The organism is Micromonospora arida (assembly GCF_003857035.1).
Taxonomy (GTDB): Bacteria; Actinomycetota; Actinomycetes; order Mycobacteriales; family Micromonosporaceae; genus Micromonospora; species Micromonospora arida.
The window spans coordinates 38,239-65,203 of the sequence record NZ_QGSY01000175.1 but is presented as its reverse complement, the minus strand read 5'-3'; the positions used below and the strand labels follow the sequence as shown (position 1 = coordinate 65,203).

Genomic DNA, 26,965 nt, shown 5'->3' with positions numbered 1-26,965 from the left:
GGCTACAGCGGCCGGGCCGTCTGGAGCTGGTCGCGGATCAGCGCCTCGTAGTAGCGCCCGTGCGCGATCAGCTCGTCGTGCGTGCCCTGCTCCACCAGGGAACCCTCCTCCATCACACCGATCAGGTCCGCGTTGAGCACCGTGCTCAACCGGTGCGCGATGACGATCCTGGTGCACGACAGCGCCGAGAGGACCTCGTCCACGCGACGCTCGGTGACCACGTCCAGGTGGCTGGTCGCCTCGTCGAGCAGCAGCAGCGGCGGGTTGTGCACGAGGGCGCGGGCGAGGGCCAGCCGTTGCCGCTGGCCGCCGGAGAGCCCTCCGCCGCCCTCGGTGAGTCGGGTCTCGTACGCCATCGGCATCGCCATGATCTCGTCGTGGATCTGCGCGCGCTCGGCGGCGAGGACGACCTCGTCGTAGGTCGCCGACGGATGCCCGAGGGAGATGTTGTCGCGGACGGACCCGGCGAACAGGGCAGGCTCCTGGGTGACCATGCCACACCAGCGGCGCAACTCGCGGAAGTCGAGGTCCTGGAGCAGACGCCCGTCGAATCGGACCTCGCCCTCACTGGGCACGTACAGCCCGATGATGGTCTTGGCGAGCGTCGTCTTGCCCGATCCGGTCCGCCCGACAAGCGCCACCTTCGCGCCGGGCGGGATGGTCAGGTCGACGCCGCGTACGGCCCAGGCGGCGTTGGCGCTGTAACGCATGCCGACCCCGGTCAGCGTCACCTGCCCGGAGATGCGGCCCGGTGGCTGGGACGTGGACCGGTCCTGCTCGGCGGCCTCGTCCATCACGTCCCGGATCCGTTCCAGGTGGGTGCCGACTGTCTGTAGTTGACGGGCCGTGTTGACCAGCCCCATCAGCGGGGTGAGCACGGCTGCGGCGAGGGCGTTGAGCGCCAGCATGGTGCCGAGTGACATCGCACCGGCGACGACCTGGTGCGCGCCGACCCACAGCAGGAGCAGCGGCGACCCCATTCGGAACACCCCGAGCGTCGCCTCCAACCCGGTCTCCAGCTGACGGCGGTGCAGCGAGGCGAACTGCCGGGTCTGGAACAGCCCGGACCAGCGGCCGAGGACCTGCTGCTCGGCGCCCATCGCCTTCACCGTCTCGGCGCCGGCCAGCACCTCGACCGCGTAGTTCTGCTCCTCGGCCTGGGCGGCGATGTCCCGGTGCGTACGCTCCCGCATGGCCCGGTACGTCGCCACGATCGCGCCGAGTTGCAGCAGACCCAGGCCCAGCACCAGCCAGGCGTAGAGCGGTGTGAACGCCAGGAGCATGCCGATGTAGACGACGACGAACAGGCCGTCGAGGACGAGCGACATCGTCTGGCTGGTGACCAGGTCGCGGATGACGGTGTTGCTGGACATCCGCATCAGCAGGTCGCCGCTGCTGCGCAGTTGGAAGTAGGAGTACGGCAGGGCGAGCAGATGGTCGAAGAAGCGCCGCATCATGGTGTCGTCCATGCGCGCGTGCAACACGTTGAGAGCTGCACCTCGGGCGTAGGTGCCCACCCCCTGGGTGGCCAACAGCAGGAGCATGCCGAGGCCGAGGACGGTCAGGGCGTCGACCTGCCCCTTTCCGATCACCGTGTCGACCGCGAACTTGGTGATCAGTGCGGGCAGCAGCACCGCCAGCTGGAGCAGCAGCGAGACGACCAGGACCAGGCCGAGCAACGGACGGGAGAAGGTCAGCATGCTGCGGGCGAACCGCAGCGAGGCCAGCCGTCCCGGGCTGGGGCGTCGTTCGAACTCCTCGCCCGGGGTGAGCTCGATGGCGATGCCGGTGAATCCCTCGCCGAACTCCTCGCGGCTCATCCGCCGCCGGCCCATCCCCGGGTCGACGACGACGGCGCCGCGTCGGTCCCACCGCTCCAGCACCAGATAGTGCCGGAAGTTCCAGTGCACGATCGCCGGCAACCGCAACTGCGGCAGTCCGTCGAGGTCGACGCTGACACCTCGGGCCCGCATCCCCGTCCGGCGGGCGAGTTGGGTCATCTGCAACGCCGTGGCCCCGTCGCGGCCGATGCCCAACTGCTCCCGGCACTCGGCGACAGAGGTCCACCGCCGGTAGGAGCTGAAGACCATGGCGAGGCACGCGGCACCGCATTCGGTGGCGCTCATCTGGAGCATGATCGGCACCCGGCGACGCGGTCGCAGCCAGCTCATCGTCATCGGAGGACCCCCTCAACGCCCGGCACCAGCTCCAGCAGGGTGGGGTTGGCGACCACGAGACTGAGCCGGCCGAAGCTCTCCTTCGCGTCTCCGGCGAGCCAGACGATGGTGATCGGCCGGGGCACCTCCGCCGGGATGTTCCAGCGCCGATCGGCGGGGTCGTCGACGACCTCGGCCCGGACGACCCGCAGGGTCGCCCGGCCACCCTCCTGCACGAGGGTGACCTCCGAGCCCGGCGCCGGCTCCGGATTGAGGCGCCCGGCGAACATGGAGACCAGATTCGGCCCGTCGGCACCGATCACGGCCCCGTCGGCCGTCCGCGGCACCCGCATGACCGCCGCGAAGCCCACGCCGATCAGCAGCAGCACGGCGAGCGCGACCAGCGGCCGTCGTGAGGACCGGATCGGGCTGCGCCCGGGACCGTCGTGCACGCCACCTCGGTAGGTCGCCAACGCCTGCGGCCGGTACGGCCAGATCTGCTGCTCAGCCACGCGGGTCACCGCCCACCGCCGGTACCGGAGGCTCGACCAGCAGGATCGACGGAACCCGCTCCGGCAAGGCCAGGCGCAGCAGGTTGTAGCCGATGCCGGCGATGCCGCTCATCAGGCCGGGAGTCTCCGCACCGAGCGGAACCCCACACAGCCAGCCGTCCCGGTCGATGTAGTCCAGGATGCTGGCGGCCACCAGCTCGGCCTGCCGGGCGGCGTCCTCGTCGCCACGGACCCGTGCGGCGGCCAGCAGGGCCTCGACGTTACCGAGGTCGCCGTGGCAGATGCTGTGGTTGCCGGTGCCCGTGATGACCTCGCCGGTCAGGCCGAACCGCAGCATGCCGGTGCTGGCGTCGGAGAGGTCGCGATCGAGCAGTTCGTGGTCGTCGACGTAGCCGGCCAGGTCGGCGCGGGCGAGCGCGATACCGGGCCCGCCGTGGCACCAGGCGACCATGGAGTACCGCTCCGGCGTGGTGTCGCGCAGGTCGAGCCAGCACATGTGCTCCGGGTCGAAGGCCGAGCGTTCGTAGCGCATCGCTCCCTCGACCAGCGGCAGATGGTCGCGGTTGCCGAGGGCCCGGTCCAGCCGGGCCAGGGCGACCGCGATGCCGGACCCCCCGTGTGAGAAACCCGCCAGCGGCCGACTCGGGTTCACCGCGCCCGCCCAGCCGATCCCGTCGCCGGCCGGCTCGGCCTTGTCCCTCAGGATCCGGGCGAACGTGCGGGCGGCGTCGAGGACCGGCTCCGACGGCCGCGCCGCGTGCAGAGCCAGCAGCGCGAGGATCGCTCCGGCCGCGCCGCTGATCACGTCGTACGCCTCGTCCTGCGGCGCGAGGTGCAGCAGGACGGGCACGATGCGTCCGGCGGCGTCCAACAGGTCGTCGCGCTGCCACAGGGCGCCCAGGTGACTCAACGCGTACAGCGGTCCGCCCAGCTCGTTGAAGGCGCCGACGGTGAAGTTCTCCAGGCTCTCCGTCGGCGTCTCGTCGAGCAGGTCGATCTGACGTACCAGCATGCCGGCGGCGACCTCGGCGGCGCTGCGGAAGCGCTGCTCGCCGCTGACCTCGCCGAGGTAGCCGAGGAACATCGCGATCCCGGACAACCCGCTGTAGAGGTCGATCCCGACCGGGCCCAGCTGCCAGATCTTGTCGGCCACCAGGGTGTGCCCGAGCCAGGCGATCGAGTCCTCGCCGGTGTCGGCCGACAGCAGCAGTCGGTCGCCGGCGGCGCACGCGGCGGCGACGAACCGGTCCACGTCGGCGGGAACGGTGGCGGCGGTGACCTGGTACTCCGACCACTGCCCTTGACTCTCCACGCCCATCGTCAGCGCCGCGAGCGAGCTGCGCAGGATCCAGGTCTGCTGGGCCAGGTGCGTTTCGGAGAGGGCGTCGATGCGCTGCCGCGACCGCTCCAGACCGCTGGTGGGCAGCACCCCGGCGACCACCGAGCCGTCTCCGGCGACGAAGTCGTGCGACGCGGGCGTCGTGCTGAAGAAGGGGATGTCGCCGCGGCTCAGCTGTGCCTGCTCGGCGGTGGCGATCCGGGCCTCGGCGCCGGGCCACTCCTCCTGCAACCAGAGGAAGCTGAAGAACCGCTCCCGGTCCAGGGCGTTGCGCAGCAGGTCGGGGTGGCGGCTCTCCTGCAGCAGCTTGCCGTAGGTGCGGGTGGCGCGCAGGATCACGCGTACCTCGTCACCGGCGAACGCGGCCACCGGCCCGTCCGGTGCCAGCAGCTCGTCGCGGTGGCGGTGCAGCAGCCGGTAGGTCTGTTCGAACCCGGCCATGATGTCGGCGCTGAAGTCGAGGGTGTGGTGTGCCGCGTCGCTCAGGCTGGGAAGGTTCTGCCCGCCGCCCATCTCGATCCGTTTGCGGACCAGGCGCATCTCGTCGGTGCCGGACTCCTCCCAGGTGGCGACCGGGGTGGGCGTGAGCTGCCCGGCTGTGCCGGCCAGGCCGCTGAAGTCGACTCCGCCGACGCCGTCGTCGTCCTGGTAGATGATGGGCCGGGGCAGGAGCCCGACCTCCAGGACCGACTCCCGCATCGTCCGGAACGACTCCGCCGAGACGCCGATCTGCTGGTCCGTCTGCTCGCCCTGCGGGTGGAAGAGGGCTTCCAGGTCGACCAGCATCGGGTGCTCGCCAACGGCGATGATGTTCTCCAGGTGGAAGTCGACGGCCGCGAGGCTGTGCAGCAATGCCAGGTAGCTGCCCTGCCGGGTGTAGAAACGGCGCAGCGCGTCGTGATCGGCGCAGGGCCCGGCGGTGACGAACTCCGACCAGCCGTAGTCGCCGCGGTCGAGCACCCACATGGTGCGCAGCGACGGTTGCGCGCCGCGCGTGTTGAGCCAGTCCAACAGTTGCTGGAAGTGCAGCTCGACCTGCAGTCCTCGGGGCTTGTAGACGGCGCGTGCACCGTTGGCGAAGCGGACGAACCCGACCGAGCGGCCACCGCGGTGTGAGTCACCGGCGCCAAACGACACCTCCGTCACGCTGCCCAGCTCCGCCGGGTCCCCCAGCCGGGCGGTCAGGGCGGTGGCGTCCGCGGTGAGACGCTGGGCGAACTCGATCCGGGCGTCCACCCAGTTGTCGATGAGGATGGTCGCGTCCCGGGCCAGCACCGGGTACTCCATCAGAACGTCGAGTGTGTACTTCGGGTCGCGCAGCCGCCGGGCGAAGTCCTGGAAGCGCTGCTGCGAAGTCTCCCCCTCCAACTGCCCCTGCAACCGCAGGACGTTGAGTTCCAGCACGAGCACCCGACCGACGAGCAGGTTGATCGCCCCGTAGGGCGGCTCGCAGAGCTGGTCGGCGAGCAGGTCGGCATCGAGGTGTGGTCCCGGCGTTTCGGCGCAGGCCTCGTGCACCGCCTCGCGTACCCGGCGTACGCCGTCGTCCACCAGCGGGCGCACCAGCTCGACGAACGCGGCGTGCGGGTGCGGCTCGTGGTGGTGGTCATGGTCATGGTCGTGGTCGTGGTCGTGCCCGTGGTCGTTGTCAGCGGTCTCGCCCGGCCGGTGGTTGCGCCATGCACGCTCGATCGTGCGCACGTAGTCCGGGATGTCGGCGAACCTGCTGCGGACCGTCTCCGGCGTCTCGCCGAGCACTCTGGTCAGGGTGGGCTCGTCGAGGTCGAGGGCGTCGAGCCAGCTCTCGAACAGGTCCGTGTCACCGGCGAAGACCGGTTCGTTCCTCCACCGATCGAGCCGGAGCCGCCCCCGGTCCTCGTCCACCGAGCCGGTCGGCGCCGCGCCTCCGAGCCTTTCCGGCAGGGAGTACGCCAGGTACCAGCAGGGGTTCGAAACGTCCACCGGGTCGTGGCCGGGCAGGTGCGACTGCGTCATCGGGGGTGCTCTCTCTCGCGCAGCGGTCGGGTCTCGCGGGGGACGGTGCCCGGACACCTCAGATGTCCGGGCACCGCCGGTGGAGCGGGTGGATCAGGCGGTGCACAGACCGCAGGTCGACTGCGTCTGGCAGGTGCCACAGGTGGTTCCACCGCACGTCGCGCCACAGGAACCGCACGGTGTTTCGCGGGCGGTGAAGCCGCCGCAGCAGCCGAGGGTCCACAGGCCCTCGGTGCGCGCGCCGGCGATGTGCGCGAGGACGTCGTCACCGAGTTCGACCACGCCGCAGGGGTGCTCCGGCAGCGCCGCCAACTGCTCGGCGGAAAGGCTCGCCCGGTACTCGGGGTCCTTCCAGGCTTGCACGATGTTCATTAAGGGCTCTCCTCAGGGAATTCGGGGTGTGCCGGCGAGGAAACGTGTCCGTGCGGGACGGTTCGGGTTCCCCGCCGAGGTGGATCGGTCAGCCGCAGCAGCCGGCGGTGAACGCCGCGCAGGTGCCGTTGCAGAAGGTGCCGTTGAAGGAGAAGCAGCCGGCGGCCCCGGTGACCACGGTGATCGTGGGAGTCGGGGTCCACGTGCCGCCGTCGGCGCCGTCGAGCTCCTGGTCGTTCAGCTCGACGAAGCCGGCCGGGTTCGCCGGCAGGCTGGCCCGGTCCTCGGCGCTGAGGGACGCCCGGTAGACCGGGTCCTTCCACGCCCTGATGTAGTCCATGTGAAACTCCCATCTATAGGTGGTGAAGCGATACGTGGATGGACCTCCACGGCGGAACCGTAGGACCGCGCTATGGCAGATCGATGGCACCGCGATGGTCGGTCGGCGGCTCCAGCAGCAGCACCGACGGCACACCCGCCGGATCGGCCCACCGCAGGAGCGCGTAGCCGATGCCGGCCAGGCCGCTCATCAGCCCCGGTGTCTCCACCCCCCGTGGCACGCCGCACCGCCAGTCACGGTTCTCAATGTCCGCGACGGCGGTCGCCCCGATCGCGGCGGCGCGCTGGACCGCCTCGTCGTCCCCGAGGGCTCGGGCGGCGGCCAGTGCGGCCTCGGCGTTGCCGAGGTCCCCGTGGCAGATCGAGTGGTTGTGCAGCAGGTTGCTCGGCTTGAGGGTCGCCGTCAGCGCACGCCGCAGGTCGTCGCGCAGCAGCGCGTCGTCGGTGGCGTAGCCCAGGAGTTCGGCGCGTGCCATCGCGACCCCGGCCGCGCCGTGGCACCAGGCGACCATGGAGTCGCCCTCCGGCGTGTCCGGGCGTAGGTCGCGCCAGTTGCCGGTCGCCTCGTCGTAGACCGTGCGTTCGTAGCGCAGCGCCGCGTCCACCGTGTCGCGATGCTCGCGCTTCCCGGTGTACCGGTCCCATCGGGCCAGGGCGGTCGCGATACCGGACGCGCCGTGGGAGAAGCCGGCCAGCGGCGTGTCCGCGTAGAGGGTGCCGGACCAGCCGACCCCGTCGCCGACCGGCTGCGCGCCGCTGAGCGTGTGCCGGGCCAGCGTCCGGGCGCCGTCGAGCACGCTGGGGTCCGCGGTGACCCGGTGCAGCGACAGCAGGGCCAGCAGCCCACCGGCGCTGCCGTTGATGATGTCGTACTCGCGGCTTTCGGTGGCGTGCGTGACCATCGACGCGGCCAGGCCCGCGGCGGTGTCGGCCAGGTCGGCGCGGTCCAGGACAGCGGTGAGGTGGCTCAGGGCGTACACCGACCCGCCCAGGTGGTCGAAGCCGCCGACGCCCGCGGTCGCGGTCGGGCCGGCGAGCCAGCTCCGCGCCTCGCGGAGCATCATCGTGGCGGCCCGGTCGGCGGCCTGCCGGTAGACAGTGTCGCCGGTGACGTCCGCCAGCCGGGCGAGGAACAGGGCTATGCCGCTGATGCCGTTGTAGAGGTCCATGGCGCTCGGGCCGAGCATCCACACCTTGTCGGCGATCAGGCTCAGGCCCAGCCAGCAGATTCGGTCGTCCTCGGTGAGCGCGGTCGCCAGCAACCGATCCCCGATGATGCGCGCCGCGTCGACGAAGCGCTCAGGTGCGACCGTCGCGGGGGCAACAGGCGAGTGCACGACCTTCGCGGGTACGACCGGCGGCGGCAGGACCACCGCGCCCGGGCGGCTCGGTGGACGCCACCGCGACGGGTCTCCCATGATCAGCGCGGTGAGCGAGGCTTCGATGATCCAGCTCTGCTGGGCCAGGTGGTCTTCGGACATGCCCACCAGTCGGTCGCGGACCGCGTCCAGGCCGGTCTGGCGCAGTGCCCCCGGCACCACGGTGCCGTCGCCACCGGTGAGGTCCGTCGACGACGGTGTGGTCACGAAGATCGGCACGTCGCCGGCGTACATCTGGGCCAGTTCCGCGGCGATGAGGAGGTCGCGGTCCTCGCGGTGCTCGTGCCCGGCCCACAGGTTCTCGAAGTACCGGTCCCGGTCCGACGCGTCACGCAGCAGGTCCGGGTGCTGCGCCTCGGCGAGCAGCCGGACGTACGACTCGGTGGCGCGCAGGACCACCCGCACCTCGTCGTGCGCGAACGCGGCCAACGGGCCGGACGGCCCCAGCAACTCGTCCCGGTGTCGCAGCAGGATCCGGTAGAGCGTGCGGTATCCGTCGCCGATCTCGGGCGCGAACTCCGTCACGTCCAGACGCTGCTCGCCCAGGGTGGGCAGGTTCCCCGAACCGGGCAACGGGACCCGCCGCCGATCCAGGCGCATCTCGTCGGTGCCGAACCCGTCCCAGACCGTGACCGGCCGGGCGGTCAACTGCCCACCGGCCCCGGACATCCCGCTCATGTCGAACTGGTTGACCTGGTTGCCCTCGGTCCAGATCACGGGTGCCGGCAGCAGCCCCACCGTGACGACGGACCTGCTCATCAACCCGACCCCGGCGCTCTGCAGGTAGCCCGCCTGGTCGCCGATCGGCCGCTCCCACTGCCAGTTGTGCAGCATCGCCTCCAGATCGATGAGCATCGGGTGCTCACCGGAGGCGATCACATTTTCCTGATGGAAATCCGTCGCACCGAGGGCCTGCAACAGGGCCAGGAGGGCGCCCTGCCGCTGATGGAACCGGCCGAGGGCGTCGCGGTCGGCGCAGGGTCCACTCCCGACGAACTCGGTCCACCCGTACACCTCGCGGTCGACGACCCAGAAGGTCCGCAGCGCGGGGTGCGCGCCGCGCTCGTTGAGCCAGGCCAGCAGGTGTTGGAAGTGACCGTCGACCTGGAGGCGCCGGGGCTTGTACATCACCCGCGCGCCGGTCGCGAAGCGGACGACCGCCACCGAGCGACCGCCCCGGTGGTTGTCCCCCGCCCCGAAGCTCACCTCGGCCAGGTCGCCGAGCGAGTCCGGCCCGCCGCACCGGTCGGACAGCTCCGCGTGGTCGGCGACTACGCGCTCGGCGAACTCCAGCCGGCTGGCCTCCCAGTTGTCGACGACCCGCACGAGATCCCGGGCCAGCACCGGATATTCGCGCAGCAGGCGCAACGCGTGCTGCGGCTGCGCCAACCGGTGGAGGAAGTCGTGGAAGCGCTCGTGCGGGCTGCTCCCGGACAGCTCGCCCCGGATCCGCAGCACGTTGAGTTCCAGCGCCATCGTCCGGGCCACCAGCATGTTGACGGTGTCGACCGGCCCCGGGCCCAACCGCGTGGTCAGCGCCTCGGCGGAGAGGTGGGGGTGGCCGTCGACCAGCGCCGCCACCCGCGCGCCCAACCGTTCGAGTGCGGCGGCGATCAGTGGCCCGACGAGCACCGCGAAGCCCGCACTGTCATCGTGTCCGGCCGCGCCGTGGCCGGGCGCCGCAGTGGCGGCCGGTTGCCGCCGCGCGGCCTCGACCAGCCGACGGGCGTAATCCGGTGCCGTGTCGAACCGGGCCCGAACGGTCTCGGGCTGCTCGCCCAGGACCCGGATCAGACCGGCCTCGTCGAGCCCGTGCTGGGCCAGCCGCTGCGCGATCAGGTCGGGCCGCCTCACGTGGACCGGCTCGTCCAGCCACATCTTCAGCCGGATCCGGCCGAGATCCTCGTCGACGGGGCCGGTCGGCACCGCGCCGGTCAGCCGCTCCCGCAGGGAGTGACCCAGAAACCATCCGGCGTCCCCCGGCTGCACCGGGGCAAGGCCGTCGTCCATCTGTTCCGCCTCACCGCGCGGCATCGCCGCGCATCACGTGGTGGTGGCCGCCCGTGCCCGGGCGGGTCCTTCGGGAAAACGGCCCGACACCCAGGGCGGGCCCAGGTCGCCGCGCAACATCGAGGTGTACGCCGCGAGCAGCGCCGGGGTCGGCTCGACGCCCAACTCGGTCGCCAGACGGGTACGGAAGGCGCCGAACACGTCCATCGCCTCGCTCTGCCTGCCGGTCTGGTACAGGGCGGTCATCAGCATGATCGCCAGCCGTTCCCGCAGGGGATACTCCGCCTGCAGGGCGATCAGCGCGGGGATCGCCCGGTGGCAGTCGCCCAGCCGCAGGTGCAGTTCCAGCCGGTGTTCCAGGCAGACGATGCGGCGTTCGAGCAGGTGTTGCCGACGGCTCTCCGCGTACGGACCGGTCAGGCCCGCCAACGGCTCGCCCGCCCAGCTCTGTTCGGCCTCGGCCAGTAGCGCCGCGGCCCCGGCGAGGTCGCCGGCCGTCTCGGCGGCAGCCGCCCGCTCAACCGCCTCGTCGAAGTCCGCGACGTCGGTACGGGCCGAACCGAGACGCAGCCGGTAGCCGATCCGGGAACTGTCGATCGCGGGACCGTCGTGGCCGACGCACGCCGCCTCGAGCGTGCGTCGCAGCCGATAGATGTACGGCGGGATCAGCTTCGTGCCGGTCGGCGGGGCCTGGCCGCCCCAGACTCCCTGCAGGATCGACGCCGGTGTGACCACGCGGTTCGCGTTGAACAGCAGGATCGCGAAGACCGCCTGTTGCCGGACGGGCCCGAGGTCGAGCCACTCTCTGCCGACCTCGGCGTGCAGCGGGCCGAGGGCGAGAAACCGTACCCGCGTCACGGCATCGCACCGCCCGCACCAGGACTCGTCATCGAGGTCTCCTCCCTACCGGCGGCCGGGGGACCGCACACAGGCGACGAGGCACGGCACGCACCTGGGTCGGCGCTGAATCCGGCGGTGCCGCACGGATCGAAGATCATCGTGTCCAGGGGATGGTAGGACGGTCGGCGTACAACTCGCGTACATCGCCCGTACGAACAGCGCGCAGGGGGTAGCGACGCGCACTCCGAAACGGAAACGGTGCTGCCGGTGAGTCATCAGGTGACTCACCGACAGCACGTCGATCAGCAGGTCTTACGCGTGGGCGTAGCTCACTCGGGCGGCTTGGCCCCCGACTGCTCGCTGACCATGTACGCCGCGTACCAGTCGGGCCAGTTGTCGTCATGCTCGCCCGTACGTTTCTCGTGCTCGCCGTGCGCGGCGGCCGCGCGTCGAAGCGCGCTCGCCAGGTCGCTCGTGGAGCCGAACGACGTGAGGCCGCCCTCGATGCGTCCGGGAAGCCTGGTGGTGATCTCCTGCATCAGCCAGGTGTTGCCGTCCGGGTCGCGCAGCGTGGCGCGCGAGAAGTAGCTGCGCCGCTGCGGGTCCGGCCCGTCGACCGGGCCGTCCGGGCTGACGTGGAAGACGTCGCCGACTTCGACACCGGCGGCGGCGAGGGTGTCGTGGGCTGCCTCGATGTCGGAGACGATCAGGTACGCCATGGCCGAGCCAGGTGCCGCCGACGTCAGCCCGGGGCCGAACTGTACGGAACACGCGGAGCCGTGCGGCGTCAACTGGACGATGCCGGGAGGGGTCTGGTCGAGCCGCCACCCGAGCCGTTCGTAGAACGCCTTCGCCCGGTCGACGTCCGACACCGGGATGACGATCACCTCAAGCTTGACGTCCAGGCTCTCGATCCGCGACGTCGAACTCGCGTCGCCCTGGGCCACCTTCGGGCTCATCGCCGCCCCCCTTCCTGATCACCACGCTACTGCTTGAGTCCCTGCTCGGCGCCGGCTTCCCGGCATCAGCCCGACGCCATCCGGGTTGCCCTGCGCACCCCCAACAGGGCGACCAGGGCGAGGAGGATGACGGCGACGGAGTACTCGTCGGCGGTCCTCGGCAGGCCGCCGGCGTAGACCACGAGGAAGCCGGCGATCACGGTGGGGAGACCGAAGCCGACGTAGCAGACGACGTAGAGCACGGACAGCACGCTGGAGCGTTGGTGCGCCTCGACCAGCGGCATGACTGTCTTGAGGCTGCCCTGGAAGCCGCTGCCGAAGCCGACGCCCCCGAGCGCGAGGCCGGCGAAGAAGACCGGGATGGACTGCGCCATGACCGCCACCAACGTGACGATCATTCCCAGGATGAGCGCGACGATTCCGGTCAGGATCACGGTCCGCGCGGCGGTGTTGCGCTGTACCAGCACGGCGATCGACCCGAAGACGGCGAAGACGAAGAGGACCAGACCGCCGATCACGATCGACGTGTTCATGAGGCTGCGGATCAGCGCCGGGCCGAGCGCGCCGAAGAACCCGGCCAGCGCCCAGACCGCGAAGAGCACCGGGACGACCACCAGAACCGGTTGGCGCACCGAGCGGGGCAGCGTGATGTCCGGCCGCAGGCTGCCTCGGGCCCCGGCCATCGGGGTGACCGTCTCCGGCATCAGCGCGACCCCGACGGCCTGGATCAGCAGAATCACGAGCAGCACGAGGTACACCAGTCGCGTCGGCGCGGGCAGGAACTGGATGAGCAGCGCCGAGAGCAGGGCGCCGCTTCCGGTTCCGATGCCGGGGGCGATCGAGTTCGCGAGCGTGCCCCGGGCCCGGTCGATGTCCAGCATGGCGGCGCCCACCGCGCCGGTGGCGGCGCCTGCTGCCACCCCCTGCACGAGGCGGGCGACCAGCAGGGCCGCAACACCGTTGGCGAAGATGAAGACGACCAACGCGAGCATCTGCACCGCGATCGCGACGGCCAGCACCGGCCGCCGACCGACGTGGTCGGACAACTTGCCGAACGTGAGCAGCGACGCCAGCACCGCGAGGGCGTAGACGGCGAACACCACGGTGGTGGTGACCGGCGAGAAGTGCCAGCGTTCCTGGTACACGCCGTAGAGCGGAGTCGGGGCCGCCGACGCGGCCAGGAACGACACCAGGATCGACGCCAGCAGCACCAGGGAGACCGTCGGTGTGAGTCGGGCCCGCCCGGCGATAGGCATGTCGGTGCTCCTCGGCAGCGTGAGAGCGGTCAGCCTGGGCGTTCCGCCGGCCCTCGGGGCCACGGCGGCGTACCCGGTTGGCGCCGGCACATGCCAGCTCAGCCCTCGGTGTCGTCGCCGGTAGCCGGGAGGCTCGCCACGACACGGGCCAGCGCGTCCCTGAAGTCGCGGTACCGGTCGGGGCCGAGCGTGTCGGCGAGCTTCTGCTCGATCAGGTGCACGAAGCCGTCGGAGGCCGCCATGATGCTGAGACCCCGATCCGTCGGCACGATCAACTTTGCCCGGCGGTCGGCCGGGTCGCGGACCTTCGCCGAGTTCGTTCGCGATCACCGCGAGCACTTCGCCAGCGTCTGATCCGCCGACAGCTCGGCGCGGTGCCCTCCGACGCGACTCCGCCGGAGGGCACCGCCGCGCGTGCCCGGCCGGTGCCCCTACAGCTCAGGGTGACCGAAGAGCCCCGGCAGCCCCCCGCTGTGCAGGAAAACGACCCGGTCGCCGTGCGGGAAGCTGCCGGCCAGCAATGCCGCCATCGCCCGACCGGTGTACGTCGGGTCGAGGAAGATCCCTTCCGTACGCGCGGTCACCTCCAGCGCCGCCCGGACGGCGTCGGTCAGCGTGCGGTACCCCGCACCCACCTGGGTGCCGTCGATCCGCAGGGCGTCCGGCTCGACCTCGCCGACGAGCAGCCCGGCGACGGTCGCCCGGGGGTCCGGCACGGCACCGACATCCACGCCGATCACCCGCTGCACGCCCAACTCCCGCACCAGGCCGGCCATCGTCCCGCCAGAACCGAGCGCCGCGACGACCTCGACCCCGTCGGCGTCGGGCAACTGGGCCCGCAGCTCCCGACCGCAGTCCACATAACCCTGGATCGACGCGGGAGCGGTGCCGCCGAACGGGATGACGTACGCCGATCGTCGCTCCGCCTCGGCCGCCACCACCTCGGCGAGCGGACGCTCTCCGCTCCAGACGATCTCAGCGCCGGCGAGCCCGTCGAGCAGCAGGTTGCCTCGCCGACTCTCCGGGGGCGGGCCGGCGAGCACCAGCACACAGGAGAGGCCGAGCCGCGCGGTCGCGGCCGCGGTGAGCCGGGCGTGGTTGCTCTGCGGAGCCCCCGAGGTGATGACAGTGGTGGCGCCGTCGGCTATCGCCTGCGCGCAGGTGTACTCGAGCTTGCGGATCTTGTTGCCGCCCCCGCCGAGGCCGGTGAGATCGTCACGCTTGAACCAGAGCTCGGCCAACCCCAGCCGGGCGGCGAGCCGGGGCGCGGCCTCCAACGGCGTTGGCCAGATACCGAGGGGAACGGGTGTACTCATCCGTGCAGCTAAACACTCCCCGGCCCCGCACGCAGCTTCCTGGCCGTGGGCGCACCTCCGCGGCTATGCCCGACGTGCTGCTGCCCGGGGCAGCGGACCGACGTCAGCGTGGCGACCGGGACGGAGCGCCGCGTGCCGCTGCCCGGGTCCCGCTCCGTCGCGGGCGGCGAGCACGTCGGCCACCGCTCCGGTGGCGAACGCGTAGATGGACTTGTGCAACACGTCGATGGCGAGCTCGGGGCGGGGCCAGGTCAGCGGAGGCGCCCCCACGCCGGTGGCGTTCTCCAGGATCTGGTCGTTGGTCAAACGCACCGCCGTGAACATCGTTGAGGCCCAGGGGCCGCGCAGCCCGGCCTGCGCCATGACGCTGCGCAGCACGCCGACCAGTGCGCCCTGGCCGTAGTGCATCGCCAAATTCTGCCACCGGGGCTGCTGCCCGGAGGTTTCCGGCAGGCCGGTAAGCCTGGCCAGAACCTGGGCGGGCACGTAGGAGTCGGGCCGACCGGTCACCCGCTGTTCGATCTTCTCAGCGGCCGTCATCACCACCGCCCCGGCCATGCCCGCCACCAGTCCCTGCCACACCGCTCGCTTCAGCATGGTTCAGCCCTACCCAGCGATCAGGCACCCACACTCGCGATCGTCAGCGGACCTCATTCCGGACGACTGCCTGGTGCGCCACCGTTCAGGGCGGGTACCGCCCAATCAGGTCAAGACATGCCCCCTCCAGATGTCAGCCCTGCCGTGCACGCGCGTCCAACGGTTCAGAGACGCGAGTGTGAGGCCACGACGAAGGCGGCTCGGCGGCCCGTCACACCGATCCGGTGAACTGACTGACGTGGTAGGCGGTGCTGCGGCCGTCCGGGGTGCGGGTCCATTTCGAGACCATCAGGTGCAGGTCGTCGGCGTTCCGGCTCGACCAGGGATGAATGAACCCACCGTAGAGCGCCGGCTCCTGCCAGCCCGTCAGCTGAATCTTCTCCCCCGTCCAGGCCCGGTCGGGTCCCGACGCGGTACGGGTGACCAGACACCCGTTCTGACAGTTGAGGTAGGACATCACCCAGGTCCCGTCGGCCAGCCGGCGCACCGATGGCTCGCCGAAGCGGCCGGTGAGGATGGGTGTGCAGGGTCTCCCCCAGCCCCAGTTGGTGCCGTTCCAGCCCCAGCCCTCGTACGACTCGGGGTAGAACAGCCGATCCCACCGGACGCGTCGCAGCATCATCGGACCGTCCTGCCGCCCGGACCGGACCGAGAAGACGTAGACGTACTCGCCGTCGCGCTGCATGGTCCACATCTGGAACGGGTCCTTGTTGTCCGGGCTGTTCCACCACTTCAGCGGCGTACGGATGAAGTCGTTGCCGTTGTCGGAGTAGGCCAGCCCCGCGTAGCGGGACTTCCACTGCGGCCCGGCCGGGCCGGCGGAGTTCCAGTTCTCGATGCTCATGTAGGAGATGAGCTGGCGACCGGTCTCCGGAAAGCTGATGCCGTCGTTGGGGATGACGGTCACCTCGGGAAGACCGTCGATGCCGATGCCGTAGTGGCCGTTGTGCATCAGCTCCGGTGCCCGTCCGTTGCCGGCGACGCGTGCGGCGCTGTCGAAGACGATTCCGCCCGGCGCGCCGGGGTGGACGGCGGAGCGCAACATGACCGGCGACCGCCAGTCGTTCGGCAGGGGCGGGCCCTCGGGCCACGGCGTGTCGAAGGTGTCGCCGAAGAGGTAGCCGATGGATCCGTTCTCCAGCACGTACGGGATGCCCAGATCGGTGCCGGCTACCCGCCATCGGCGACTGGTGTCCAGGTCCGCACCGGTCAGCCGCTTCTTCCAGACCGCCGCCTGGGCCGGAGCGGCCGTGGTCAGGATCGCGCCTACGGAACCGACCGCGCTGGCGGCCCCGATCGCGGCGGCGCGGCCGAGCAACGAGCGACGACGTATGCCCATGGCTGCCCCCTCCTGTCGCACTCGTCATGGCCCTGCCGCGTGATTGGACAGCGGTTGCGGGCGAGTAAACCCGCCGACGACAACCGCTGTCAATACCTGCCCGCCTTGAACGATGCTCTGAAGGAATTCTTCATAGAACATTGACTCTCATCAGCGCGCTGAAGAAACTCTCAGCAATCGGTCCCCGGTCGTTGGCGGTCCCGTGACGCCATCGTCGGCCATCCCCGACCCGACGAGGAGCAGCGTGAGACGTATTCTCCTGGCCCTGCTGATGGCCCTCGGCGTCGCCGGCACGACGGTCCCGGCCATGCCGGCGCACGCGGACCCGGTCGGCACCCTGGCCTGCCCCTCCATCCCCGCCAACCGCGACCCGGCGGTGACCCTGGTCGTCTACCGGGTCGCCCGGGCCTACAACGCCAACGACAAGGTGACGCTGTCCGCCTTCGAGGCGGGCTGGGTCGAGTCACGCATGAACAACCTGCCGTGTGGCGACAAGTCGTCGCTCGGGGTGTTCCAGCAGCGCTGGGACTACGGGTGGGGCACTCCGGAGCAGATCATGGACCCGGTCTACGCCAGCACCCAGTACGTCACCCGGGCCATCGTCTGCGACCGTGACAACCCCGGATTCAGCGCGGGCCAGGTCGCCCAGTGCGTCCAACGGTCCGGCTTCCCCGACCGGTACGACCAGGCGGCCGCCACGGCCCGGGCCCAGCTCAACGAGGCGGCCCGCACCCACGCCATCGCCGGTGGATCCGCCACGGACGTGACCGGCGACGGCCGGGACGACATCGTCACCTTCACCCAGGGCCCCGCCACCGCCAGCGACGTCGTCGTCGCCCTGTCGAACGGCAGTTCCTTCGGCGCGGCGCAGAAGTGGCACGACCTCTTCGCCGTCGGCGCCGAACTACCCCGGGTCGGTGACGTCAACGGCGACGGCAGAGACGACATCGTCACCTTCACCTGCGATCCCAACGCCGACGTGTACGTCGCCACCTCCACCGGCACCGGCTTCGCCGGGACCACAGTGAAGTGGCACGACTTCTTCTGCCTGGCCGGCGAGTTCCCCTACCTCGGCGACGCCAACGGGGACGGCAGCGACGACCTCATCGTCTTCACCAAGGGCGCCACCAACGATGTCCACGTCGCGCTCTCCACCGGCACCGGCTTCCTCGGCGCCACCCGATGGCACGACTTCTTCGGCCTCAACGGCGAGACGACGCTGTGATCAGTGGATTGGAGATCTCATGCGACTGACCAGGCGCACGTGCACCCTCTTACTGGCGGCGGCGCTGGCCGGCCAGGTGGCGGTCGCGCCGGCCGGCGCGGCCGGACCCGCGGCACCCGGCTCGCTCACCGCTGACTTCACCCGGGCAGCCGCCGAGTTCGACGTACCCCGGGACCTGCTGGTCGCCGTCGCCTACGGGGAGTCCCGGCTGGACGGGCACGGCGGCCTGCCCAGTCAGGCCAACGGGTACGGGGTCATGCACCTGGTCAGCAACCCCACCCAGCACAGCCTGGAGCGGGCGGCCACGCTCACCGGTGAACCGGTCGACCGCCTGCGCTCGGTCACCTCCGCCAACATCCGCGGCGGTGCGGCGGTGCTCCGCGACCTGGCCGACGACGAGGGGCTGACCGGCGGGGCACGCGACCGGCTCTCCGCCTGGTATCCAGTGGTGGCGCGCTACAGCGCGGCCGTCGACGCGTCGACCGCCCGGCTCTACGCCGACCACGTCTACGACCTGCTGCGTACCGGAATCGCCGCCGGAGCGGTACGGGTCGCGCCTCGACCGCTCCGACCCGAACTCGGTCGCTACGCGGGAGTCGCCCCCGCGGGCGCCGCCGGCGCGAACGTCGCGGCGGCCGTGCCGGAGTACGCGCCGGCCCGGTGGGTGTCCGCCTACGGCGGCAACTACCAGGCCGGCCGGTCGGCGCGGATAACCACTGTGGCGGTGCACGTGACCCAGGGGTCGTACGCCGGCACGGTGAGCTGGTTCCAGAACCCGTCGGCGGGGGTGAGCGCGCACTACGTGGTGAAATCGAGCAACGGCGAGATCACGCAGATGGTGCGCGAGGGCGACACGGCCTACCACGCGCGCTCGGCCAATCCCTACGCGGTGGGCATCGAGCACGAGGGCTTCGTGGACAATCCGGCCTGGTTCACCGACGCCATGTACCGGTCGTCCGCCGCGCTGACCCGCTACCTCTGCGACAAGTACGGGCTGCCGAAGACCCGTGCGTCGATCAAGGGACACAACGAGTTGCCCGGCAACGACCACACCGACCCGGGGCCGAACTGGAACTGGAACTACTACATCTCCCTGGTCAACGCCGGCGGCTCGGGGGGCCAGTACCTGGCCGGTTCACCGACGGACTTCACCGGCGACGGCCGTGACGACATCGTCGCGTTCACCCAGGGCAGCCTCAACGACGTCTACGTGGCCACCTCCACCGGCAGCGCCTTCGCCGGTACCTCGGTGAAGTGGAACGACTTCTTCGGCCTCAACGGCGAGACCCTGCTCAGCGGCGACGTCAACGGCGACGGCAGGGACGACGTCGTCGCCTTCACCCACGGCACTCTCGGTGACGTCTACGTGGCCCTCTCCACCGGCACCAGTTTCGGCGGCGGTCAGAAGTGGCACGAGTGGTTCGCGCCGGGCGCGGAGGTCGGCGCGGTCGGAGACGTCAACGGCGACGGACGCGACGACATCGTCACCTTCACCCACGACACCAACGCCGACGTGTACGTGGCGTTGTCCACCGGCACGGGTTTCGGCCCCGGCCTCAAGTGGCACGACTACTTCTCCATCCCCGGCGAGTTTCCCGCGCTCGGGGACGTCAATGGCGATGGTCGCGACGACATCATCACGTTCACGCAGGGGCCGCCCACGGCGAGCGACGTGATCGTCTCCCTCTCCACAGGAAGCGGATTTGGGGCGGCACAGACGTGGCACGACCTGTTCGCCGTCGGGACAGAACAGCCACGCGTCGGGGACATCAACGGCGACGGCCGCGACGACATCGTCACCTTCACCTGCAACGCCGACGCCGACGTCTACGCCGCCGTCTCCACCGGCACCTCGTTTGTCGGCACCACAGTCAAGTGGAACGACCTCTTCTGCCTGCCCGGGGAGTTCCCCTACCTCGGCGACTACAACGGCGACGGCAAGGACGACATCGTCGCCTTCACCAAGGGCAGCTTCAACGACGTCCACGTCGGCCTCTCCACCGGCACCAACTTCCTCGGCGCCACCAAATGGCACGACTTCTTCGGCCTGCCCAACGAGACCACCTTCTGACGCGCGGTGGCCGGCTTCTCGATGGGCGGCTTCGGTGCGCTGAAATACGCGGCCAAGTACTACGGCCACTTCTGCTCGGTCAGCTCGCACTCCGGGCCGGCAAGGCCGCTGGTCGGGCGAGATACGCGGTCTTGATGTCGGGAGAGAACCCGCAGGCGCGGTAGAATCCGTGCGTCGCGGGGTTGCGCGAACCCGTCATCAGCATCGCCTTGTGGCAGCCGGCATCCCATGCCGCCCAGAGTGTGTGTCGGCCATGATCTGCGCCAGGTCGTCAGGCCGAGCCGCCCGGAATATGCCCTGAGCGTAGCCAGAACCCCCACCGCGCCCGCTTCCACGTCGCTACCGGTCGACGCGCCTCATGCTGCGATACACCACGGTGATGATCAGGAAGAGCGTGCCGACGAGCACGAGGGTGATCACGGCGTTGACCGCCACGGGCAGGTCCTGTACGAGGTACTGCTTGACGTAGTTGCTGCCGAGGATGACGGGCACATAGATCCACCAGGGCGCCCACTTGCCGTTCTGCTGCTCTTCCCCGCTCACGGATGACCTTCTTCGACCTTGGTGCCAGGACCCCGCCGACCGTGCGGCGACGCTGCATCCACTCTGGCCCCGAATGTCGGCCGTGCCATCGACACGGGGAACGAGAACGGCCTCGTCAGTTGGTACTACGACCCAACCCGGACGCCGTCGTGGCGCGAGGCGCCGGGTGGGCACTTCTTCCGCCACGACCTGTTCGTCCAGAACCTCGACGGAATGCTCGGACGCCTACGCCGCGCGGGCTGACCCCCGGTAGCGTCGACGGTCATGGCCACCAGCGTCGACGTGCGTCGGGCACTCGCCAGCCTCGCCGATCCACGTCGAGCCGAGGCGTCGAGCCGGTTCCTCCAGATGGTCCCCGGTGGGTACGGCGAGGGCGACCGGGCCCTCGGTGTCTCCGTGCCCGACCAGCGCACGGTGGCCGCCCGGTTCTGGCGCGACCTCTCGCTGGCCGAGACGACGAAGCTGCTCATCGAAGGCGCGCACGAGGAGCGCTTGACCGCGCTGTTCGTCCTGGCGCGGAAGTTCGCCAAGGGCGACGAACAGGAGCGGGGTTCGATCTTCGACACCATCCTGGCCAACACCGCCCGCATCGACAACTGGGACCTGGTGGACTCGTCCGCGCCGTACATCGTCGGCCCCTGGCTGCTCGACAGGGACCGGAGCGTCCTGGACCGGTTGGCCGAGTCGAGCCTCGTGTGGGAGCGGCGCATCGCCGTCATGGCGACCTTCGCCTTCATCAAGGCCGGTGACTTCGAGTGGACCTTCCGACTCGGCGACCGGCTCCTGCACGACCCGCACGACCTGGTCCGGAAGGCGGTGGGCTGGATGCTGCGCGAGGTGGGCAACCGGGACAGAGCGGCGGAGGAGGAGTTCCTCGCCCGCCGCTACCGGGTCATGCCACGGGTCATGCTGCGGTACGCGATCGAGAAGTTCGAACCGCAGCGTCGCCGCGACTACCTGTCCGGCGCCCTTTAGGGTGCCTTCCGGAAGTGCTGGCCGGCCGACACTTCCTAGTCGACCGGCTCAGCGGGTGGGATGGGGAAGTTCCGGTTGAAGACGTTGTCCGGGTCGTAGCTGGCCTTGATGGCGCGCAGCCGGCCGAGGGTGGGCTCGGGCCAGGCATCCAGCAGTCGAGCTGGATCGGTGCCGCTCTCGAAGCTGAGATACAGGCCGTCGAGGTACGGGTACAACTCGGCCCACAGTTTGTCGAGTTGGGGCCGGCGGTCCGGGACCGTGGCGGCGAGCACCGAGAAGTTCTGCTCGCGGTGCGGGTAGGCGGTCGCGTCACGGGCGACGTCGTTGACCGCCCCACCGACGGATCGCAACTGCATGATCATCACATCGCCGGAATGGATCATGTTTTCCATGAGGTCGGCCGCCTGCGGTGTGACGTGGTGCAACAGGCCGCTGCGGGTGTCCTTCAGCCCCTGCCCCCGATGCTGGTTGCCCGGCGGCACGACGATCGCCGGGTACGGCACGAGCTGCGCCTGCTGGTCGAGGATCGGCCCGATCTCCAGGAAGGGGCTCAGGGCGGACTGCGCCGCCTCGACGTCGTCACCGGCGTACACGAGGGTGACCTGGGCAGCCGGGGGGTTGCCACGGCGGCCGGGAAAGAGGGAGAGGAAGCTCGTCAACTCCCGTGGCGCGTCCTCGACCAGTCGGCCCCACCGGCGCAGCAGACCGGCGGTGTCGGTCGCGTCCGCGACGAGCTGGGCGTGGACGACCTTGTCGACCTCGTACGCCTCCAGCTCCAGCGCGGTGACCACACCGAAGTTTCCACCGGCTCCGCGGATGGCCCAGAACAGGTCGGGATGATGCTCGTCGTCGACGCGGAGCAGACGCCCATCCGCGGTGACGATCTCGGCGGCGACGACGTGGTCGATGGTCAGGCCGTGCCTGCGCGCCAGGTAGCCGACGCCGGCGGTGGTGGCGAGACCACCGACGCCCACGTCTCCGTAGTCGCCCGAGCTCATGGCCAGGCCGTACGCGGCGAGCGTCTGGGCCACGTCGCCCCACCGGGCACCCGGCTCCAGTCGCACCCGACGGGTTGCCCGGTCGAGCACCTCGACCTTGTTCATCCTCGACATGTCGATGACGACTCCCCCGTCGTTCGTCGACCGGCCGCTGATGCCGTGCCCGCCGCTGCGCACCGACAGTGGGACATCCTGCGTCCGGGCGTACGACACGGCGTCGACCACCTCGGCGGCGTTCTGCGGACGGATCACCAGGGCCGGCGAGCCGTGCCAGCTGTAGGTGTGGCGTACCCGCTCGTACTCCTGGTCACCGGGCTCGACGGACCTGGCGGTCAGCGACGGCGGCAGCGCGTCGTAGTCGAGGCCAGGGTGCCGCTCGGCCAGCGCGACGGTCGTGCGGACCGGCCCGGTGCCGACCTGACCCCCGGTGCGCTCCTTGGCGACCGCCTCCCGCAGCGCGGGGGCGATCTCCTGCCCGAGGGTCTGAATGAGGCGTGGGTCGTCGCGCCCGATCAGGAAGGTGCTGAACCCCTCCTCGAGGACCAGCGGAAGGAGTTGGTCGACCCACTGCTCGACCGGCCCCTGGAGGAAGCCGCGGCTGCGCGACGAGACGTCGACAGTGAACAGGTTGAGCAGCCGCCGGATCTCCCGGGGCTCGCGGCCCGCGGCGATGGCCGCATCGTCGATGAGCCGGTTGGCGGTCACCCGGTCCGGAGATCGCAGGTATTCCAGCGTCGGCAGCCAGCCGTTGGCCTTCTGGCCGGTCAGGGCGAGCATCTTCGGCTGGTACGCGCCGAGCCAGATGTCGATGTCATGTGCCGGCTTCGGGCCGCGTTGCATGCCGGGTACGGGGTAGTACTCCCCGTCCAGCCGCAGCGGTCCGGTGGCGGTGTCGTCCCAGACGCCGCGCAGGACGTCGACAGCCTCCCGCAGGGCCGCGACTCCCTGCCCCGCGGTCAGCCGACGTGCGCCCATGCCCTCGATCCCGTCCCAGAACGCGCCGGCGCCGAGGCCCAGTTCGAAACGGCCGTGCGACAACCGGTCCAGGCTCGCCGCGGCCCGGGCCAGAACGGCCGGCGGACGCAGCGGCAGGCTGAGGACGTTCCCGGAGATCCGGAGCCGCTCCGTGCGGGCGGCGACCCAACTCAGCAGGGTCCAGGTGTCGAGGAACTCCGCATTGTACGGGTGGTCCTGGAAGGTGACCAGGTCCAGCCCCGCCGCCTCGGTCAGCTCGGCGAGCGCCACCACCTGATCCGGGTCGTGCACGCTGGGTGTCAGGAACGACCCAAACCGGAGTTCGTGCCCGTAGTCCGACATTGCTTCACCATCCACGCGATCGTTTGATCAACCTATCATGTTCTACGCCTATCGTTTGTCAGACAACCTATCTTCGCCGCCAATCATTCCTGGGCTGCCGCAATGTCGGATCATGATCAACGTATCGGCCACTAGCATCGGGACATGTCCGTGACCGATCCGTGCGAACTGCCGGCCGACCGCAAGCGCGGTTCGAACTTCGGTTGGTCGCTGGGCATGGTGCTGCGCCGCTGGCACGAGCGCGTCGAGGAGCTGCTGAAGGACCTGCCGCACGGCAGTCGGGGGTACCACATCCTGGCCGTCGTCGTGCACGAAGAGGTGCCCACGCAGGGGGCCCTGGCCGCTCGCCTGGCCATCGACCGCAGCGTGCTGACCTACGTCATCGACGACCTGGCGAACGCCGGTCTCATCGAGCGCAGGCCTGACCCCCAGGACCGGCGGGCCCGACGGGTCGTGGCCACCGAACGCGGACGCCAGACGCTCGCCGAGGCCGAGCGGCGGGTCGCCCACGCCGAGGACCACGTGCTGGGCGGGTTACCCGAGGAGCAGCGCAGAGTCTTTCGCGACCTCGCCGCCCGGGCCGCCGAAGCGATCCACGCCGCCGCACCCGCCACGGACCCCTGCGTGGCGGTGCAGAGCGTCCTTCCGCCAGCCGACCAGGCCAGCTGACCGTCCGTACCGCGCGGCGGCGTCGCCACCAGGAACGACCCACCCTGGTGGCGACGCCGCCGCGAGACAGCGTCAGCGCTTACGGCCCACCCCGCCGAAGGCGTCGATGTCGGCCGGCGTGTCGACCGCGTCGTCCGGGCGCCACTGCGGGCACGGCACGACGCCGGGCTCGACCAGCTCCAGGCCGTCGAAGAAGCCGGCGATCTCGTCGGGCGAGCGCAGGGTGTACGGGGTCGCGCCGGTGTCGTTGTAGTCGTCCTGCGCCTGCTGCATCTCGGCGCTGATCAGGCTCGTGCCGTCGTTCAGCGAGAGGTAACTGCCGCTCGGCAGTGCCGCCACCAGCTGCCGTGTGACCGAACGGGCCGCCTCGTAGTCGGGCACGTGACCCATGACGCCGCTGAGGATGAGACCGATCGGCTGCGCGAAGTCCAGCGTCTTGCCGGCCTCGGCGATGACCGCGGCCGGGTCGTGCAGGTCGCCGTCGATGTAGGCGGTCCTGCCCTCGGCCGTGCCCACCAGCAACGCGCGGGCGTGCACCAGCACCAGTGGGTCGCTGTCGACGTAGACGATCCGCGCGTCCGGGGCGATCCGTTGGGCCACCTCGTGCGTGTTGTTGGCGGTCGGCAGCCCGGTGCCGACGTCGAGGAACTGGCGGATGCCCGCGTCGGCAGCGAGGAACATGATCGAGCGAACCAGGAACTGCCGAGAGGCCCGGGCCACGTCGACGACGCCGGGGAAGACCTGGCGATACTGGTCCCCGGCCTCGCGGTCGACAGCGAAGTTGTCCTTGCCACCGAGCCAGTAGTTCCAGATCCGCGCCGAATGCGGCACCGAGGTGTCGATCTTCTGCTGCACATCGGCCTCACCGGCCTCGTGCCGGCCGGTCGTCGGCGATTCCATGGTCACGACGAAACCCCCCATGTCGAACGCGTAAGCGACGTCGTCGCGGGACGGCCCGGTCGAGGAAGTGGCCACCCGTGACCGTGCCACGGTATAGAAGGCCGAGGATCCTCACCACACCCGTCACTCCACACGAGACCGAGCCTGGTTGACTCGCTCGCCATGCTGGAACGGGAGGCCCGGTTCCCGTACCACCTCAGGAGGACCCCATGCGTAAGCCGGTCAAGACCGCGACAGCCCTCTTCGGGCTGGGCGTCGGCGTCGCGGTCGGACCCTCCCTCGGGCCGGACGCGGTCTGGCCCGGAGTCGCGGTCGCCGCGCTCGGAATCGGGCTCTCCCTGATCGGCACGACAGAGTCCGACCTGGTGGAGGACGGCCTGGCCAACCGCGACGAGCCGACCGGCGTGTCCGGCGACGGAACGGGGGCGGGCACCTCGGGCGTCGCGAAACGGCAGCGATCGAGCCCGGACAGGCCGACACTCAGCGGCCTGGGCAACCGGGTGGAGCAGATCCTCCAACTCGCCGAGAAGCAAGGCGAAGACCACCTCAACGCCGCGAAGCTCGACGCCGAGAAGACGGTGAGCGCCGCTCGCCGGGAGGCGGAGGCGATCGTGAACCGGGCGCACGAACAGGCAGCCGGCATCACTCACACCGTCCGTGATCCGCGTTCGGCACCGCCCACCTCGGCGCTGTTCGGGTCCGACGACCCGACCCAGTCCGGCTAGGGCCTGCCCACGCCGATCGCCGCCGGCGCCGTCGGTACGTCCCTCCTGCGAGGGAGCGCCTTCCCCTGTCAGCGGGGTCCGCCCACTGCGGCTCGCCGGCAGGATCGGTGCATGACGACATCGACACGGATCGTCAGGCGGAGCCTCCATGGCCTGACGTACGCAGTGCTCGGCTGGGCCGTGGCATACGGGGGCGTGCGTCTGGCCTGGACGGTCGGCGAGGCTCCGGAGTTCGGGCGGCTCGGGCTGGACCTGCTCGGCTTCACCGGCTGGTGGTCGGTGGCGTTGTGTGCGGCAGCGGGCGGGCTGGCGGTTGCCCTGGACCGGGTGACGACCTGGCGGCCGGCGCTCGCGGGGCTCGCCTGGACGGTCGCCGGAGCGCTGGTCGCGGCCGCCGCGATCCTGCTGCCGGAGCTGGTGGGCTTCCTGCTGTTCACCGTCGGCCCGTTCTTCGACCCGCTGGCGTTCGTCAGCCGGCTCGGTTGTGTCACCGGAGCGGTACTGCTCGCTCTGGCCACCGCTCACTATCAGCGGCGCACCCGGGGCGACTGCCCAGCCTGCTGCCGGACGGTCCGACCGGGCACGCGGCGCTCGGCACCCGCGCGATGGGCGCGCTGGGCCGCGTGGGCCGCCGTGGGCGGTCTCGTGACCCGCTTCGCGGCCCAGTTCGTGGTGGGGTTCGACCACGTCGACCAGAGCGCCTCCCTGCTGGGGTTGGAGATCGGCCTGGTGCTGGCCGGAGTGCTGTTGCCGCTGGCGCTGGTGTACCACTGGGGTGAGGTCTGGCCGGGGTGGGTGCCGCTGCTCGCCGGGCGCACCATTCCTCGTCCGCTGCTGCTGGTGCCCGGCTTCGGGCTCGGGGCGGGCATCGTGGCCTACTTCGGCATGGGGATGGTGCAGGTGACGTCGGGCTCGCACAGCGAGTTCTCCGACGCGTTCCTGTGGGTGGCGATGTCGGCGTACCTCGTCATGGGGGTGGGTCTGGTAATCGCGTCCGCCGACTACCACCTGCGCAATCGGCGGCAGTGCGGCACCTGCGGCCGGTGACGGCACCACTGATCGTGGGCCGATTGCATTGACAGGAATCGTTGGACGAATTAACTTGCTGGAATCAGTACCTGGGAGCGCTCCCA

22 protein-coding genes and 1 pseudogene are annotated in these 26,965 nt (G+C 70.5%); 7 read left to right on the top strand and 16 right to left on the bottom strand.

Annotated features, from left to right (window positions below; translation table 11 throughout):
• Positions 1-2 precede the first annotated feature (2 nt).
• The 13 genes from DLJ58_RS15630 to DLJ58_RS15570 form a co-directional block, all read right to left on the bottom strand.
• Entirely contained in the window at positions 3-2,177 is a 2,175-nt protein-coding gene (locus DLJ58_RS15630; RefSeq protein WP_091399730.1) for a peptidase domain-containing ABC transporter, read from the bottom strand.
• Positions 2,174-2,668, bottom strand: coding sequence for a hypothetical protein (locus DLJ58_RS15625; RefSeq protein ID WP_124857098.1), 495 nt, complete (start codon positions 2,666-2,668; stop codon positions 2,174-2,176). The genes DLJ58_RS15630 and DLJ58_RS15625 overlap by 4 nt, the downstream gene beginning before the upstream one ends.
• Positions 2,661-6,002 carry a type 2 lanthipeptide synthetase LanM family protein gene (locus DLJ58_RS15620; protein ID WP_124857096.1) on the bottom strand — a complete coding sequence of 1,114 codons (3,342 nt, stop codon included), beginning with the start codon at positions 6,000-6,002 and terminating at the stop codon, positions 2,661-2,663. Before DLJ58_RS15620 ends, DLJ58_RS15625 begins: the two co-directional genes overlap by 8 nt.
• A gap of 93 nt (positions 6,003-6,095) precedes the next feature.
• Positions 6,096-6,374: a mersacidin/lichenicidin family type 2 lantibiotic gene (locus tag DLJ58_RS15615; RefSeq protein ID WP_091399738.1), complete on the bottom strand. Its 279-nt coding sequence runs from the start codon at positions 6,372-6,374 to the stop codon at positions 6,096-6,098.
• Positions 6,375-6,462: 88 nt separating this feature from the next.
• Positions 6,463-6,714 (bottom strand): mersacidin/lichenicidin family type 2 lantibiotic, encoded by a 252-nt coding sequence (locus DLJ58_RS15610; protein WP_112603060.1) that lies wholly within the window; start codon positions 6,712-6,714, stop codon positions 6,463-6,465.
• Between the two features lie 70 nt (positions 6,715-6,784).
• Entirely contained in the window at positions 6,785-10,102 is a 3,318-nt protein-coding gene (locus DLJ58_RS15605; RefSeq protein ID WP_124857094.1) for a type 2 lanthipeptide synthetase LanM family protein, read from the bottom strand.
• A gap of 33 nt (positions 10,103-10,135) precedes the next feature.
• A complete protein-coding gene (locus tag DLJ58_RS15600) occupies positions 10,136-10,960 on the bottom strand; it encodes an AfsR/SARP family transcriptional regulator (RefSeq protein WP_124857092.1) in 825 nt (274 codons plus the stop codon).
• Positions 10,961-11,271: 311 nt separating this feature from the next.
• A complete protein-coding gene (locus DLJ58_RS15595; protein ID WP_124857090.1) occupies positions 11,272-11,901 on the bottom strand; it encodes a VOC family protein in 630 nt (209 codons plus the stop codon).
• 65 nt (positions 11,902-11,966) lie between these two features.
• Complete coding sequence (locus tag DLJ58_RS15590) at positions 11,967-13,157, bottom strand: MFS transporter (RefSeq protein WP_124857088.1); 1,191 nt, start codon at positions 13,155-13,157, stop codon at positions 11,967-11,969.
• A gap of 98 nt (positions 13,158-13,255) precedes the next feature.
• Positions 13,256-13,399 carry a hypothetical protein gene (locus DLJ58_RS15585; RefSeq protein WP_208741120.1) on the bottom strand — a complete coding sequence of 48 codons (144 nt, stop codon included), beginning with the start codon at positions 13,397-13,399 and terminating at the stop codon, positions 13,256-13,258.
• A 189-nt stretch (positions 13,400-13,588) separates the two neighbouring features.
• A complete protein-coding gene (locus tag DLJ58_RS15580; protein WP_124857086.1) occupies positions 13,589-14,473 on the bottom strand; it encodes a pyridoxal-phosphate dependent enzyme in 885 nt (294 codons plus the stop codon).
• A gap of 63 nt (positions 14,474-14,536) precedes the next feature.
• Entirely contained in the window at positions 14,537-15,070 is a 534-nt protein-coding gene (locus DLJ58_RS15575; protein ID WP_124857084.1) for a hypothetical protein, read from the bottom strand.
• Between the two features lie 211 nt (positions 15,071-15,281).
• Positions 15,282-16,409, bottom strand: coding sequence for a DUF4185 domain-containing protein (locus DLJ58_RS15570; protein ID WP_124857082.1), 1,128 nt, complete (start codon positions 16,407-16,409; stop codon positions 15,282-15,284).
• Between the two features lie 244 nt (positions 16,410-16,653).
• On the opposite strand from DLJ58_RS15570, the gene DLJ58_RS15565 reads away from it, so the two are divergent.
• The 3 genes and pseudogenes from DLJ58_RS15565 to DLJ58_RS15555 all read left to right on the top strand — a co-directional run.
• Positions 16,654-17,634 carry an FG-GAP repeat domain-containing protein gene (locus DLJ58_RS15565; protein WP_208741118.1) on the top strand — a complete coding sequence of 327 codons (981 nt, stop codon included), beginning with the start codon at positions 16,654-16,656 and terminating at the stop codon, positions 17,632-17,634.
• Positions 17,635-17,653: 19 nt separating this feature from the next.
• Positions 17,654-19,705, top strand: a complete 2,052-nt coding sequence (locus tag DLJ58_RS15560) for an N-acetylmuramoyl-L-alanine amidase (protein WP_124857080.1) — start codon at positions 17,654-17,656, stop codon at positions 19,703-19,705.
• Positions 19,706-19,807: pseudogene (locus DLJ58_RS15555) on the top strand (alpha/beta hydrolase-fold protein); the annotation flags it as partial.
• Positions 19,808-20,044: 237 nt separating this feature from the next.
• On the opposite strand, the gene DLJ58_RS15550 reads toward DLJ58_RS15555, so the two are convergent.
• Complete coding sequence (locus DLJ58_RS15550) at positions 20,045-20,248, bottom strand: hypothetical protein (RefSeq protein WP_099853302.1); 204 nt, start codon at positions 20,246-20,248, stop codon at positions 20,045-20,047.
• Between the two features lie 264 nt (positions 20,249-20,512).
• Here DLJ58_RS15550 and DLJ58_RS15540 point away from each other — a divergent pair, with 264 nt between their 5' ends.
• Positions 20,513-21,223, top strand: coding sequence for a DNA alkylation repair protein (locus tag DLJ58_RS15540; protein WP_124857076.1), 711 nt, complete (start codon positions 20,513-20,515; stop codon positions 21,221-21,223).
• Between the two features lie 35 nt (positions 21,224-21,258).
• Here the strand turns inward: DLJ58_RS15540 and DLJ58_RS15535 are convergent, their stop codons facing one another.
• Positions 21,259-23,538: an LLM class flavin-dependent oxidoreductase gene (locus tag DLJ58_RS15535; protein WP_124857074.1), complete on the bottom strand. Its 2,280-nt coding sequence runs from the start codon at positions 23,536-23,538 to the stop codon at positions 21,259-21,261.
• A 144-nt stretch (positions 23,539-23,682) separates the two neighbouring features.
• Between DLJ58_RS15535 and DLJ58_RS15530 the strand changes: the two genes are divergently transcribed.
• Entirely contained in the window at positions 23,683-24,207 is a 525-nt protein-coding gene (locus DLJ58_RS15530) for a MarR family winged helix-turn-helix transcriptional regulator (RefSeq protein ID WP_124857072.1), read from the top strand.
• A gap of 72 nt (positions 24,208-24,279) precedes the next feature.
• Here the strand turns inward: DLJ58_RS15530 and DLJ58_RS15525 are convergent, their stop codons facing one another.
• Positions 24,280-25,182: an SAM-dependent methyltransferase gene (locus tag DLJ58_RS15525; protein ID WP_244218952.1), complete on the bottom strand. Its 903-nt coding sequence runs from the start codon at positions 25,180-25,182 to the stop codon at positions 24,280-24,282.
• Positions 25,183-25,316: 134 nt separating this feature from the next.
• On the opposite strand from DLJ58_RS15525, the gene DLJ58_RS15520 reads away from it, so the two are divergent.
• Positions 25,317-25,832 (top strand): V-type ATP synthase subunit E family protein, encoded by a 516-nt coding sequence (locus DLJ58_RS15520; protein ID WP_124857071.1) that lies wholly within the window; start codon positions 25,317-25,319, stop codon positions 25,830-25,832.
• Between the two features lie 111 nt (positions 25,833-25,943).
• Positions 25,944-26,879, top strand: coding sequence for a hypothetical protein (locus tag DLJ58_RS15515; protein ID WP_124857069.1), 936 nt, complete (start codon positions 25,944-25,946; stop codon positions 26,877-26,879).
• The last annotated feature ends 86 nt before the right edge of the window (positions 26,880-26,965 follow it).